This window comes from Spirosoma endophyticum, from assembly GCF_900112365.1.
Taxonomy (GTDB): domain Bacteria; phylum Bacteroidota; class Bacteroidia; order Cytophagales; family Spirosomataceae; genus Spirosoma; species Spirosoma endophyticum.
The window spans coordinates 98,351-113,739 of sequence record NZ_FOLQ01000003.1; the positions used below are offsets into that span (position 1 = coordinate 98,351).

The 15,389-nt window shown below is 49.9% G+C and carries 8 protein-coding genes; 7 read left to right on the plus strand and 1 reads right to left on the minus strand.

The annotated features are described in order from the left end of the window. Positions 1-27: 27 nt before the first annotated feature. The gene (nirB, locus tag BM202_RS09555) at positions 28-2,547 is read right to left on the minus strand and encodes a nitrite reductase large subunit NirB (RefSeq protein WP_093825376.1); all 2,520 of its coding nucleotides are present in this window, start codon (positions 2,545-2,547) and stop codon (positions 28-30) included. Between the two features lie 276 nt (positions 2,548-2,823). On the opposite strand from nirB, the gene cobA reads away from it, so the two are divergent. From cobA to BM202_RS09590, 7 genes are all read left to right on the plus strand, one after another. Next, positions 2,824-3,582 (plus strand): uroporphyrinogen-III C-methyltransferase, encoded by a 759-nt coding sequence (cobA, locus tag BM202_RS09560; RefSeq protein WP_093825378.1) that lies wholly within the window; start codon positions 2,824-2,826, stop codon positions 3,580-3,582. Between the two features lie 371 nt (positions 3,583-3,953). Then, on the plus strand, positions 3,954-5,477 hold the full coding sequence (locus BM202_RS09565; RefSeq protein WP_177236567.1) for an alginate export family protein: 1,524 nt from the start codon (positions 3,954-3,956) through the stop codon (positions 5,475-5,477). A 26-nt stretch (positions 5,478-5,503) separates the two neighbouring features. Then, positions 5,504-6,832: a NarK family nitrate/nitrite MFS transporter gene (locus tag BM202_RS09570; protein WP_093825381.1), complete on the plus strand. Its 1,329-nt coding sequence runs from the start codon at positions 5,504-5,506 to the stop codon at positions 6,830-6,832. 49 nt (positions 6,833-6,881) lie between these two features. After that, entirely contained in the window at positions 6,882-10,442 is a 3,561-nt protein-coding gene (locus tag BM202_RS09575) for a nitrate reductase (protein ID WP_093825382.1), read from the plus strand. A gap of 73 nt (positions 10,443-10,515) precedes the next feature. Continuing rightward, on the plus strand, positions 10,516-11,973 hold the full coding sequence (locus BM202_RS09580; RefSeq protein WP_093826235.1) for a rubredoxin domain-containing protein: 1,458 nt from the start codon (positions 10,516-10,518) through the stop codon (positions 11,971-11,973). 73 nt (positions 11,974-12,046) lie between these two features. Beyond that, on the plus strand, positions 12,047-12,442 hold the full coding sequence (locus BM202_RS09585) for a hypothetical protein (protein ID WP_093825384.1): 396 nt from the start codon (positions 12,047-12,049) through the stop codon (positions 12,440-12,442). A 72-nt stretch (positions 12,443-12,514) separates the two neighbouring features. Next, positions 12,515-15,343 carry a M16 family metallopeptidase gene (locus BM202_RS09590; protein WP_093825385.1) on the plus strand — a complete coding sequence of 943 codons (2,829 nt, stop codon included), beginning with the start codon at positions 12,515-12,517 and terminating at the stop codon, positions 15,341-15,343. The last annotated feature ends 46 nt before the right edge of the window (positions 15,344-15,389 follow it).

The following is a 15,389-nucleotide window of genomic DNA, read 5'->3' on the forward strand; positions in this document are numbered from 1 at the left end:
TCCACGGGCTGAAGCCTGTGGATACGATTAGGCCCATTCTTTCGCGCGGACCTGATCGCGCATCGGCTCGAACGCTATTGTCGGATCTTTCACTTCGGGCGCGTTTACAAAGTGGGTAAAGCGTTTGCGGAGTTCAGGGCTCTCGACCACCTCTTTCCACTCGCATTTGAACGTATCGACTATCAGTTGCATCTCCCGCTCCAGATCGTCGCCAATGCCCAATACGTCGTCAATCACAACGGCTTTGAGGTAGGTCATGCCGCCTTCCATTTTGTTGAGCCAGGTGGCGGTGCGGGCGAGTGGGTCCGCCGTTTTTACGTAAAACATCAGAAATCGATCGAGCAATCGGATGCACGTTTCTTTGTCAACATCGGAGGCCAGCAATTGCGCATGTTGCGGTTTGGTCCCGCCGTTGCCGCATACATATACGTTCCAGCCTTTTTCGGTAGCGATAATGCCAAAATCCTTGCTTTGCGCTTCGGCACATTCACGCGTACAACCCGATACGCCCGATTTAAGCTTGTGGGGTGACCGGAGGCCTTTGTACCGCTCTTCGAGTTCAATCGCAAACGAAACCGAATCCTGAACGCCGTAACGACACCAGGTACTGCCCACGCAGCTTTTCACGGTACGTAGTGATTTGCCATAGGCATGTCCACTTTCAAAACCGGCGTTGATCAATTCTTCCCAGATCTTGGGTAGGTCGCCCACGTGCGCTCCGAACAGATCGATACGTTGGCCGCCCGTGATTTTCGTGTAAAGGCCGTATTTCTGACCTACCTGGCCCAGTACGATCAACTTTTCGGGCGTGATTTCTCCCCCCGGAATGCGCGGAACAACCGAGTACGTACCACCTTTCTGGATATTGGCCAGAAATCGGTCATTTGAATCCTGAATAGGAGCGAGGTCTTTTTTTAGAATATTCTCGTTCCATAGTCCCGCCAGAATCGACGCAACGGCAGGCTTACAGACCTCGCAGCCATCCCCATGCCCGAATTGATCAAGCACGGTTCCGTAGGTTGTCAATCGATTCATTTTGACCAAGTCCAGCAATTCCTGACGGGTGTAATCGAAATGCTCGCAGATGATGTTGCGGATGTAAACACCCTTCTCTTTCATCACGCCCTGAATCAGGTCTTTCACCATCGGTGTACAACCTCCACAACCGGTACAGGCTTTGGTCGCCTTCTTCAGTTTATCAACTGTGTCGTTACCATTTTCGCCGATTTCGTGGCAGAGCATGGCTTTGGTAATGGCTTCGCAGGAGCAGATTAGTACATCGTCGGGGAGGCTCATCACGCCCGCACCCGCTTCTTCGCCACCCCGCGAACCTAAGATTATATCTTCGGGATCAGGTGGCAGAATGGTTTTGTTCTTGCAGGTCTGCAATAGCATATTATACTGTTCCGCGTCGCCGACCAGAATGCCACCCAATAGCGCTTTGCCATCGGCCGATACGTTAATCCGTTTATAAACACCTTTCGCTTTGTTCTCATAAACGATAGTGCGACAGGTCGGTTCGCTGGCAAACGGATCGCCGAAACTTGCTACGTCCGTACCGATCAGTTTAAGCTTGGTCGACATATCGAACGGCTTAAACTCTTTGGTTTCGCCAATAAGTTGTGAGGCTACAACCTCCGCCATTTCGTAACCCGGTGCCACCAGTCCATAAATCATATGATGAGCCACCGCACATTCGCCAATGGCAAAAATGGACGGGTCGGATGTTTGCAGGTAATTATCGACTATAATGCCCCCGCGCGGATGTATATCTAAGCCCGCAGATTTGGCCAGCTCGTCGCGGGGACGAATACCGGCCGAGATAACCAGCATATCAACGTCTAATAAGGAGCCATCAGCAAACTGCATACCCGTGATACAATCATCTCCGGTAATTTCCTGCGTGCTTTTCGAGAGGTGAATAGTTAGCCCCAGCGATTCCAGCTGGCGTTGCAAGATGCCCGAACCTGCGTCGTCAATTTGCCGGGGCATCAAACGTGGGGCGAATTCTACTACGTGTGCTTCGTCCAGACCTAAATCCAGCAAGGCCTTGGCCGCTTCCAAACCCAGCAAACCGCCACCTAAAACTGCTCCCTTACGTGCGGTACATGCGTATGATTGAATAAGCTCAAGGTCTTCGATAGTACGATACACGAAAACGCCGTCTTTCTCAACACCAGCGACCGACGGTACAAAAGCGCCCGAGCCAGTAGCCATAATCAGGTAGTCATAAGGTACTACCACGCCGTGGTGCGAACGTACTTCTTTCCGCTCCCGGTCAATGTCGACCACCGGATCGGTCAGGTAGAGCTTGATGCCGTTACCGGCATACCAGTCAGCAGGCGCGAGGGTTAAATCCTCGGCTGTTTTACCCGCAAAATAGGCGCTCAAATGAACGCGATCGTAGGCGACACGTGGTTCTTCCCCAAAAACCGTTAGTGTAAAGCGCCCACCATTTTTTTGTTTGGCTACCAACTTTTCGCAGAATTTGTAGCCCACCATGCCATTGCCAATGACGACGACATGCTTGTTTGTGTTTGTGTTCATAGTTAATGATAACTATAGCATTGTGAAAACCCCGTTTAATTATTGTATTAATCTAATAAATTTTCTCTGTTCACGCGGATAAGAGTATGTCAAAATTAAAAGGCATTTTTCTTAATTCCTAGCTTTATATTCGGCTAATAGTTGATATTAAAACATATTTTTTTGAAATACGCTTGTTTTTAAGAATTATGACTCTAAATTTGAAGGGCAAATGGGAAATAGTGGTATTTTAGTATAATAGTACAATACCACTATGAACTCTAACTCAGTAACTATATGCAGCCAAAGCTAACACTCGTGGGGGCGGGTCCCGGCGACGGCGAATTGATCACCTTAAAAGGGATCAGGGCGCTCCGGCAAGCTGATGCCGTTCTATACGACGACCTTGCCAATGACTCACTGCTGGATTTTGCACCCAAACAGGCGCTGAAGACCTACGTAGGAAAACGGGCAGGAAAAGCGTCGTTCACGCAGGAAGAAATCAATACGTTAATCGTTCGTTTGGCGCAGGAACATGGCCACGTGGTTCGGCTCAAAGGGGGCGATCCATACGTATTCGGGCGCGGGTTTGAAGAATTTGATTATGCTCGCCAGTATGGCATTCCGTGCGACGTAGTGCCGGGGGTATCGAGTAGCATTGCGGTTGCGGCCTCGCAGGGAATTCCAGTTACGAGCCGGGGAGTCAGCGAAAGTTTCTGGGTCATTACGGGCACAACCCGTAACGGCGAACTCGCCGATGATCTACGGCTGGCCGTTCAGTCGAAAGCGACGGTTATTGTGCTGATGGGATTGAGTAAAGTAAACGAGATATGTGCACTGTATTGTCAGGCCGGACGAGGGCAATTGCCAATGGCAGTCGTGCAGAACGGAACGCGCCCTGATGAACAGAGCGTGATTGGTCAGGTCTGGAATATTCCACAGTTGGTGGCAGAGCAAGGCGTGGGGGCGCCCGCTGTGCTAATCATTGGCGAAGTTGTTTCATTGCATCCGTCCTATCTGGCGGAGTGTCTGCGAAGTGCTTCAATGACCTACTAAAACGGTTTACAGTATTCGGTTTATGGTTTTCAGTGGCTGGCACGTCAGCGTTCATGTGTAAGCCTACTGTAAACAGAAACCATGAACCGAATACCGTAAAAAAAGCCGATCCGGTGTGGGGACACCTTTGGATCGGCTCAACAAGGGTTGTCTATGCGAAAAACACAAACGCTTCAAAGAAAATGAAAAAAAATACGTAAAGCAAACCGGCCTTTCCTTCCGGTTGGCCTGTCGATTCTACTGAATCGACAAATTGTTGTCGGCCAACGCGCGCTTCTTCGTTTACTACTTGCCTGACTTATACCACGTTTGCGTGGGATGAGAGGCTGTTGCCTGTACTATTCATTTTCGCTTCTTAATCACCAATCATGATGAAATCTTACCGCCTGCGATTATCGCTTTTGGGTATTTTTATACTAGGATTACAGCCGCTGGTTAAGGCTCAGTTTTCCTTAATTGGTCAGCTTCGTACCCGTACCGAACTCCGTAGTGGACTGGGTAATTTGCCCATAAAGGGCGCTCCTTCGGCGGCTTTTACGTCGCAGCGGGCACGTCTGACGTTTGGCTATAAAATGGATCGTGTCACGTTCGGCCTTGCTATTCAGGACGTACGGGTCTGGGGACAGGATGCGTCGACCATTTCCAACGCCGATGGCAACAAACTGATGGTACACGAAGCCTGGGCCGATATCGTTCTGCTAAATCGGGCCGACACAACCATAAAATCAAAAGCTATTGACTATTTATCCCTGAAAATTGGTCGTCAGGAGCTTGTCTACGATGATGTTCGTTTATTGGGTAATCTCGACTGGCTCCAGCAGGGACGCCGGTTTGATGCGGCTTTATTGAAAGCGCAGCACAAAGGCTGGGCGCTGGATTTGGGCGTTGGCTTCAACCAGAATACCGATGCGTTTGGCGTCGCCGGTACGTATTACACGCCCGCCAACGTACCGACATCAGCCTTGTCGACGCAAAACGTTACGTTGGCTATACCATCTGGTTTCTTGCCAACGACGGGGAAAGGGGGTGTGCCGGTCGTGACGAATGCGGTGAGTACAAACGGTCAGAATCAGCAGTTCAAGTCGTTTCAGATGGCGTACCTGACGCGCAAGTTTAAGACAACAAAGTTCTCTGCTTTGGTCTTCAAAGATGATTTCCAGAAATACAGAGTCGACTCAATCGGTAGCGCCACCAACGGTTACGTATATGGGAGACGTTACGATGTGATGGGTACGAATTCACGTGTTACGTATGGCGCCATGTTAATCGGACAGGCAGGTCAAAAAACACCAGTTCTCTGGCAGGCATTTGGCTATTTACAGAGCGGCAAAGATCGCGATGGCTTACAGATCAAACATGCGTATCACTATGGCGCAAATGTGATGTTCCAGCGGGGAGCGCTAAGCGCCGGACCCGGTTACGAAGTGCTTTCGGGGAACAACGACGCAACAATTAAGCCGGGTGAAACCAGCCGATTTGACCCGCTCTATGGGACTCCGCACCGTCATTGGGGCTACATGGATTATTTCTACGTGGGTACGGGCTCACCGGCTGGCGGTTTACAGGATGCTTTTCTTAAGTTTAAATACACCGGCAAGCGCCTGACCACTACGTTCGATGTGCATTATTTCGCACTGGCCAACACGACCTTCAACAAAATGCCTGATGCCGCTCCAGCTACCCCCCTGGCCTCGAAGTTGGGTATGGAGTATGATCTGATCGCCAATTACTCCCTCAACAAATTCACAACGGTAGAGGCTGGTTACGCGATTATGAGTGGCACAAATACGCTGGAATATACCAAGCAGGGCACCATGAATCAGAAAGACAAAATCGGTACGTGGGCGTATCTGATGATCAATATTCGCCCAGACTTTTTCGCGACTAAAAAATAATCAAGCCTTTCTAAACGCATACAACCATGAACGTACTGACTAATAAACCTCTCGAAAAACTTAATGTGCTCAGTTTTAAAGGTATTCAGATGCGTACCTTCCACATTACGTGGTTAACTTTCTTCGTCTGCTTTTTTGGCTGGTTTGGGCTGGCTCCGCTAATGCCCGCCGTCCGCGCTGATCTGGGCTTAACCAAACCCCAAATCGGGAACATCATCATTGCCGCCGTATCAGCTACCATTTTTGCCCGACTGATTGTCGGTAAACTGTGCGATACGTGGGGCCCACGCAAAACCTACACGGCACTGCTCGTACTGGGCTCATTGCCGGTCATGTTCGTTGGGTTGGCGCACGATTACACGACGTTCCTGCTGTTCCGTCTGGCGATTGGTACCATTGGTGCGTCGTTCGTGATCACGCAATTTCATACGTCGATGATGTTTGCGCCAAAAATTAAAGGTACGGCCAATGCCGTAGCCGGTGGCTGGGGTAACCTGGGCGGTGGTATCACCCAATTGGCGATGCCCGTTATCATGGCCATGATCGTTGGTTTTGGCTACACGAAGCCCGAAGCCTGGCGCTTAGCCATGATTTTTCCAGGCGTCCTGATGCTCATCATGGCGTTTATCTATTATCGTTTTACGAAAGACACGCCAAACGGCAATTACCGGAACGCCGGACCGGACGAAATTAGCTATTCGGCTGTAAAGGCTGAAAAAGTAAGTTTTGGCAAAGCAGTTTCTGATATTCGTGTATGGGCTTTGGCACTGGCGTATGGCTGCTGCTTTGGCATGGAAATTACGTTCGATGGCGTGGCTGCGCTCTACTTTTTCGATAACTTCAAGCTCGGAGAAACGCAGGCCGGTTTCTGGGCCATGCTCTTTGGCGGCATGAACATTTTCGCCCGCGCACTCGGCGGTATCGTTGCCGATAAAGTGGGAAATAAGTACGGTATGCGCGGTAAAGGAATCCTTCTGGCAGGTATGTTGGTGCTGGAAGGTGCTGGCATCATGCTGTTCGCTCAGGCGGGTAATCTGCCGATGGCGATTCTGGCGATGATCACCTTCGCGCTGTTCCTGAAAATGTCGAACGGCAGTACGTATGCCATTGTGCCCTTTGTAAACCCCAAAGCTGTGGGCGTCATCTCGGGCGTTGTGGGTGCAGGCGGCAACGTTGGCGGTATGCTGATGGGCTTCCTGTTCAAATCGCAGTCGATCAGTTACGGACAGGCTTTTCTATACATTGGCTGTATCGTAGCCGTTATCGGCGTCTTACTCTTCCTGGTCAACTTCGGTAAAGCCATCGTGGTCGAACCCGCCGAAGCCGAACTTCAATCAATGATGAATTATGAATGATAAATGGTTCTTGCGCTAGTCTATCATTCATAGTTTATCATTCAAAAACGTGACTCACCAAACTACCTGTTGTTATTGTGGCGTTGGCTGTGGAATCGTAGTCAAACAGGAGCGGAATGGGCAATTGAGCCTGGAAGGAGATGCACAACACCCTTCGAGCAAGGGCATGCTTTGCTCAAAGGGCATGAATTTGCACTATACGGTCATGGATCAGTCCGATCGGTTGCTGTATCCACAGATGCGGCTCAATCGGTCGATGCCAATGCAACGGGTGAGCTGGGATGCGGCTCTGGAGCGTACGGCGGCTGTTTTTAAAACATTTATTCAGAAATATGGCCCAGATTCCGTCGCGTTTTACGTATCGGGGCAGTGCCTGACCGAAGAATATTATCTGGTCAATAAGCTCATCAAAGGGTTTATCGGCTCAAACAATATCGATACCAACTCCCGGCTCTGCATGAGTTCGGCGGTGGTTGGCTACAAGCTCGCGCTGGGCGAAGACTCGGTACCGGTTTGTTACGACGATATCGAAGAAGCCGATCTGTTTTTTGTGGAAGGGGCGAATCCGGCCTGGTGCCACCCGATTCTCTGGCGACGGATCGAAGCGCACAAAGCCGCCAATCCGGATGTCAAAATCATTTGTATTGACCCTCGGAAGACCGACACCGCCCGCTCCTCAGACTTGCATTTACCGCTGCGTCCCGGCACCGACATTGTGCTGAACAACGCTATCGGGAGACTGCTAATTGAGAACGGCGACATTGATATCGACTTTATAACAAATCATGCAGACGGTTTTTCGGCCTATCGGGAACAGGTGACGATCCGTTCGGTTAAGGAAGCAGCCGAAATATGTGGCGTTCCTGCAAGCGATATTCGCACAGCCGCTGAATGGATTGGCCGTTCGAAAGGGTTTCTGTCACTCTGGACGATGGGTCTGAACCAGTCGGTGATTGGCGTGAACAAAAACCTGTCGCTGATTAACCTTCACCTGATTACCGGACGTATCGGCAAACCCGGCAACGGCCCTTTTTCACTCACTGGTCAACCGAACGCAATGGGTGGCCGCGAAACGGGTGGGCTGGCGAACGTATTGCCCGCCCATCGCGACGTAACGAATGCCGCCCATCGTGCCGAAGTTGAAGCGTTCTGGAACAGCCCGGTCAAAATTGCTTCCAAACCTGGCCTGACTGCTACCGAAATGTTCGAGGCTCTGGCCGACGATCGATCGGGCGACGCTTCGCTGAAAGCCATCTGGATTATTAATACAAATCCGTTGGTGAGTATGCCAGATTTGAATGTTGCCGAAAAAGCATTGAAAAATGCGCGTTTCGTCGTCGTCCAGGACGTATCGAGTCGGGCTGATACGGTGCAGTTTGCCGACGTAGTGCTTCCGGCTGCGGCCTGGCTCGAAAAAGAAGGTACTATGACCAACGCCGAGCGTCGGATTGCCTATTTGCCGAAAGTGCTTGCTGCTCCCGGCGAAGCACTCCCCGATGCCGAAATCATCTGGCGTTTCGCGCAGAAAATGGGCTTTGGGGGCGATTTTGATTACGCTAACGCATCGGAAGTTTATCAGGAATACACCCGAATTACCGCTGGAACCAACGTCGACGTAACGGGCGTGAGTTATGAGTTACTGAAGAAAAAACGTACTATCCAGTGGCCTTATCCGGCAGAGGGAAAAGGGCGCGGAGCAGAGGGTCTGTCAGGTGTTGGTACGAAGCGATTATTTACCGACCATAAATTTTATACACCGAATCAACGGGCGCAGATTCACGCGGTGCCTGACGAAAATACATCCGAACCGGTTGATGAGGCCTTTCCGCTCGTCTTAACCACCGGTCGTATCCGTGACCAGTGGCACACCATGACCAAAACGGGCCGGGTTGCCAAACTGAATCAGCACATTCCGCAACCGTTCCTGCAAATTCATCCCGATGATGCCAAAGCCCGCCATATTCAGGAAGGGCAGTTAGTGGAAGTGCGCGGTCGCCGGGGCGAGGTACGGGTGAAAGCGCAACTAACCGACGACGTACGACCGGGGCTCTGTTTCCTGCCGATGCATTGGGGCAAGGTCTCAGCCGGCGCTCCGGGGAATAGTAATCTGAATCGGGCGAACAACCTGACGAATTCGCTCGTTGACCCGCGTTCCAAAGAGCCCGATTTTAAGTTCTCGGCGGTTGAGGTTGTTCTGTATCGGAAACCCATTGAGAAAATAATCATTATCGGCGCTGGTTCGGCGGGTTTAGGCTTCATTAACACGTATCGCTCGCTAAATAGTGACGAAGAAATTCACGTCTTTTCGAAAGAAATATACCCGTTCTACAACCGGGTTTTGCTGCCCGATTACATCAGTGGCGAGCAGACATGGGAGCAGCTGGTCAAATTGCGTGAAGATCAGTTTGACGAGGCCAACATCATTGTTCACAAAGGCGTAGGCATTGCGCATATCGACCGAAAAGCGAAGGTCGTAACGGACAGCAATGGCCTAGAACATCAATACGACAAGATTCTAATTGGTACCGGAAGCCGGGCCTTTATGCCCAAAGGCGTACCGCGACTGCCAGGGATTTTCAATATGCGCTCCCGGTTGGATGCCGATGCATTGAAGCCGTTTCTTGATGTCGAAACCCCACAGGCTGTGGTAGTTGGTGGTGGCTTGCTGGGTCTGGAATTGGCGGCTTCGCTACGTCAGATTGGCGTTCGTGTGGCGTTGATTCATCGGTCGGGGCGATTTATGGAGCGTCAGCTTGACCCACTTGCCAGTGAGTTGCTTTATCTGGAACTGCTGGATCGGGGTATTGATGTGTATTTCAACGAAGAAGTCCAGACGTTTGCCGGAACCACCCGACTCGAAAGCGTCACGTTAAAATCGGGTCGAAAACTTCCCTGTCAGGTGGTCGTGATGGCTATCGGGACGGAACCCAATATCGAACTGGCACGTACGGCCGGCCTTACCTGCAACCGGGGCGTGGTTGTGAATGATTACCTGCAAACCTCTGATCCAGACATTTTTGCGGCTGGCGAAGTGGCCCAATGGAATGGTCAGATGTGGGGCGTTACGTTGGCGGCTGAGCAACAAGCCGAAACAGCTGCTCGCTTTTTGGGCGGTGATATTTCACAACCCTACCGTGGAAGCCTGTCGATGAATATTCTGAAAATGGAAGGCTTACATCTGTGCAGCATCGGCATCGCCGAAGTACCGCCGAATAATGCCAGCTACGAGGAAATTATCTTTATTGACAAAGCGAAACGCTACTACAAGAAGTGCATCGTTCACGGCGACAAACTGGTGGGGGCGATATTGATTGGTGATAAAAATGAATTTGCCGACTTCCGCAATCTAATTGCAAACGGTATTGAACTGTCTGACAAACGACTTGGGCTCTTGCGGGCCAATAAAAAAGTTAATCCTGTAGAGGGCAAACTCGTTTGTTCCTGCAACACGGTTGGACAGGGGAATCTGGAACGTGCGATCCAGGCCGGTTGTACTGATTTTCAGCAACTGTGCCAGAAAACTGGCGCCGGAACCGGCTGTGGCTCCTGCCGACCGGAAGTACGGAGTATTTTGGAGAGAATGTCATTGGTAATGATGAATGATGAATGATAAATTATTTTTTGCACAATCATTCATCATTCATCATTCATCATTCATCATTCATCATTCATCATTTCATACCATGCGCGACTACTATAACGTAAAAGTCAACCTGCCCGCCGGGATTGTGTCGCCCGGTACGCTGCAAACGGTGTTAAAACTGGCCTACGACGCTAAAGTGCGGACTGTACGATTTGGGGCACGTCAGCAGTTGCTAATGACTGTACATTACGAAGACATGCGGTTTCTGGAAAAAGATCTGAAGCAACAGCTGATTAGCTACGAAGTTAATACGGAGCAATACCCGAATATCATCAGTTCGTACTGTGGTGAGGAGGTGTTTCGTACGGGAGCGTGGCTACGCGAGAGTGAATACCATACCGTACTGGATCAGTTTGATTATCAGCCTCGATTGAAGGTAAACCTGTCGGATTTTAACCAGAGTTTTACGCCATTTTTTACGGGTAATCTTAATTTTATTGCCTCTCCAGATCCTCATTTCTGGCATCTGTATGTTCGCCCGAAACAGAGCAATACGTTGTTTCACTGGCCGGAGCTGATTTATACAAACGACCTTGGCCGACTCGCCAAAGCCGTAGAAGAGGCAATGCTGGATCAGGGTTACCACGATGAAGATACAATCCATAAAGCTGTTACGTCGGGGCAAACGTTCATTACACAACCATCTACTCAGGAGGTTGAGTTGCCGGAATTTTCGCTGCCCTACTATGAAGGATTTAACCGCTACGGACAGCGTTCATGGTTGGGGCTTTACCGCCGGGATGAACAGTTTTCGATTGCATTTTTGCTGGAAGTCTGTGCGTTATGCCTGAAGACACGTATCGGCGAGTTGTGTACGACGCCCTGGAAGTCGCTTATTATCAAAGGAATTGAAGAAAAAGATCGGGCTACCTGGTCCTATATTCTGGGAAAACATAACGTCAACGTTCGCCATGCCGCCAACGAATTAGCCTGGCAAACAGAAGACAATACGTCCGATGGAACGCAGCTGAAAAATTACGTACTGCGGTATTTTGAAAAAAATGATACACGCACGTTTGGTTTATGTTTTGGGGTACAAACACGACCTAAATCGGAAGTTTTTGGCTCAATATTGATTCGAAAACGATCACTGCTACGTATCGGCCAATTAGCGCTGGTTAGTGTTTACGATCTGTATTTTACCGAGGATTTCAACCCCAATAGCCGGGCATATCATTTGTTTGAAAAGGGCCTTTTTAAGTTGCATGTACCGAATCAGATCAATCGGTTGTGCCGCCAGTTCAGCACTCGGCGTGCGAAGGAAAGCGTAGACGTAAATCCCCCAGAGGTAGAAAAGCCGGAGCCCATTTCTGCTGGAATTACGACGGTGCATCAATGTCCACATTGCTTTACGGTTTATGACGAGCAATACGGTGATCTTCGGAACTGTATTCCTGCCGGTACACCCTTCTATGACTTACCCGCTACGTATACTTGCTCAACCTGCGACGCCCCCAAAGCGGATATGCGGGAGATACAGGTAGAGCTTATAAATTAAATGTCTCTTAAAGTGCTGGCGTGACGTGTTGGCATAAGAGAGATATTTGCCGGAAAATTTCTATTATTAAGGTGTGACTCGTCATACCAACGACCTTAAGCAGCAAGTCGAACGCATTCTGCATTGGGAACAATCGTCCCACTGGCGTTCGCGCGATTTTGCGCACTTGAGTGAACTCGTGTTTACCTATACCAATCGGCACGTAGACGCTCGTGATTTACAGTTATTCTGGACGTCTTCTTCCATTCCCTCACAATCCGTACTGGATTCGCTTGCCTGCTATGCTGACTACGCGGATTGGAATGATTTCTGCAGTCGAAATTATTATGGTGAAGTCGCTACCGACGAAGAAATAACGACGCTTCGCGCGCCCATTCGGGAAATCCCGGTAAAGTGGGTCCTTGTAATCTGCTGGTTCTCGGTGCTGGCGTCGATACTGGTGGCTATTTTGTTAGTCTTGAATCGATAAACGATTCGCCATTGTCCAGCGTTATTGATCTATATTTCTGATACAAGAACCATAACTAATTCAAACGACCGAATGGTACGTTTTTCTTTATGCCTGAGCCTGTTGCTCAGCGCTACGTTGGTAGTTGCGCAACCCGCGCCCAAAGCCAAATCATCAGCTACGTTAAACCTGAATAGCCCCATTCCACTCGATCCCGACGTTAAGGTTGGTAAGCTCCCGAATGGTCTGACGTACTACATTCGTAAAAATACCGAGCCGAAAAATCGCGCTGAACTCCGACTGGTCATCCGGGCCGGATCGGTGCTGGAAACCGACAATCAGCAGGGACTGGCGCACTTCATGGAGCATATGGAGTTCAATGGCACCAAGAATTTTCCGAAAAACGAACTGGTTAATTTTCTGCAATCGGCGGGGGTACGCTTTGGCGCCGATTTGAATGCCTATACGAGTTTCGACGAAACGGTTTATCAATTGCCCGTTCCGACGGATTCGGCCGATGTGTTTGTTAAGGCGTTCCAGATTCTGGAAGACTGGGCGCATAATGCAACCATCGAACCAACCGAAGTGGATAAAGAACGGGGTGTTATACTGGAAGAACGGCGGCTTGGTCGTGGCGCTGGCCAGCGGATGCGGGATCAGTATTTTCCGTTGTTGCTGAACAATTCGCAGTATTCGAAACGATTGCCAATCGGCACCGAGCAGGTACTCACTACGTTCAAACCCGAAACGTTACGTCAGTTCTATAAAGATTGGTATCGTCCTGATCTGATGGCCGTTGTTGCCGTTGGTGATTTCGATATGAAACAGGTGGAGGGTATCATCCGGGAGAAGTTTGGCCGAATTCCAGCCGTAAAAACCCCAAAACCACGTACTGAATACGAGATTCCAGCCCATAAGGACACCAAAGTTGTTATCGTAACCGATCCTGAACAACCGAATACGGTGGTGCAGGTCATTTACAAGCGTCCGGAAATCAAGGAAAAAACGCTGAATGACTTACGCGAGAGCATTAAGCGTGGCCTGTTCAACACCATGCTAGGCAACCGGATTCAGGAGTTGACCCAACAGGCCGATCCGCCGTTTTTGGGTGGGTATAGTAACTACAGCGATTTTCTGGGCAATCTTGACGCCTTTACGTCTATTGCCGTCGCCAAGGAAGGGAACGTAGAACGGGCCATTCGGGCGGTGCTCAATGAGAACGCCCGCGTGAAACAGTTCGGCTTTACGCCCACTGAGTTGGCCCGTGCCAAACAGGAATTTCTGACGAACGTAGAGCAGGCTTACAGCGAACGCGACAAAACCCGATCGGCCAATTTTGTGAACGAATACGTTCAGAATTTTACGGACAAATCGCCTTACACGAGCATCGAGTTCTATTATAATTTCCTGAAGAAGGAACAAGATGGCATCAAACTCGCAGAAGTAAATGAGCTGGTCGATCAATTTATTCACAATGACAACCGGGCCGTTATTGTGATGGCACCTGAAAAAGACAAAGCCAAACTTCCGACCGTTCCGCAAATTCTTAGCTACGTGGATGACGCAGGCAAAGGCCTGACAGCTTACGAAGATAAAACGATCGACAGTCCGTTGCTCGCTAAACAGCCCACAGGTTCGCCGGTGGTGGATGAGAAGCAAATCAAAGATATTGGGGTAACGGAATGGACACTGAAAAATGGCGTTCGGGTTGTGCTGAAACCCACTACGTTTAAAAACGATCAGATTCTGTTTTCGGCGAGCAGTTTTGGCGGTACGTCACTGTACGACCTTACTGATTTTCAGTCGGCCCGGTTCTCGTCTACCCTGACAGCGATGGGTGGTACGGGTGAGTACAACCAGATTCAGTTGGGTAAATTTTTGTCGGGTAAGCAGGTAAGTGTGTTCCCATTTGTGGGTGAGCTAAGTGAGGGCATCAACGGTAGCGCGGCTCCAAAAGACCTGGAAACGGCGCTCCAACTACTCTACAGCTATTTCACACAGCCGCGCAAAGACCCTGACGTAGTAAAAGGCTTCCTGTCGAATCAGCGGAGTGCCTTACAAAACCGGATCAATACGCCTACGCCACAGGGCGTTTTCCAGGACACGGTGACGGTAACGCTTGGAAACAACAATCCCCGTCGGCAACCGCTCAAACCCGATGATCTGGCCAAAATTGATCTCGACCGGGCCCTGAATATCTATCAGGAACGCTTCGCCAATGCCGGGGATTTTACCTTCTATTTTGTCGGTAATTTCAAGGAAGATCAACTAAAACCACTGGTAGAGAAATACCTCGGTGGTTTACCCGCGACGGATAAGAAAGAGAAATTCAAGGATCTCGGAATTCGGATTCCATCTGGCCAAATTAGTAAAACGGTCTATCGGGGAGTTGACCCAAAGGCGTCCGTGCAACTGGTTTACAGCGGTGATTTGATCTGGTCGCCCGAAACCACTACGCAGTTAGATGCGCTGGCCGAAGTGCTCGAAATCAAACTGATTGAAAAGCTTCGGGAAGAAGAAAGTGGCGTCTATGGCGTTGGCGCCAGTGCTGCCTACTCAAAGTATCCGGTGTCGCGCTACACGTTCCGCATCAATTTCGGTTGTGCGCCCGAAAACGTCGAAAAGCTCATCGCCAAAACGCAGGAGTTAATCAATGATCTGAAACAGAAAGGGGCATTGCCCGCCGACATTGCCAAATTTAAAGCGGAAACCAAACGCGAAACCGAAGTTCAGTTGAAAGACAACCAGTTCTGGCTGGGCTATCTGCAAAACCAGTATTATAACGGCGACGCGCCGGACGAAGTTTTGCACGAGAGCGAGCAATTGGCCAAAGTAACCGTTGACAGCACGAAAGCAGCAGCCAATCAATATCTTGGTTCGAACTTAATCCGGCTGGTGCTCATGCCGGAGAAGAAGCAGTAAAAATAGAGTGGTTAGTCGAGAGTTAATAGTTGCCAGTGGTTCATCC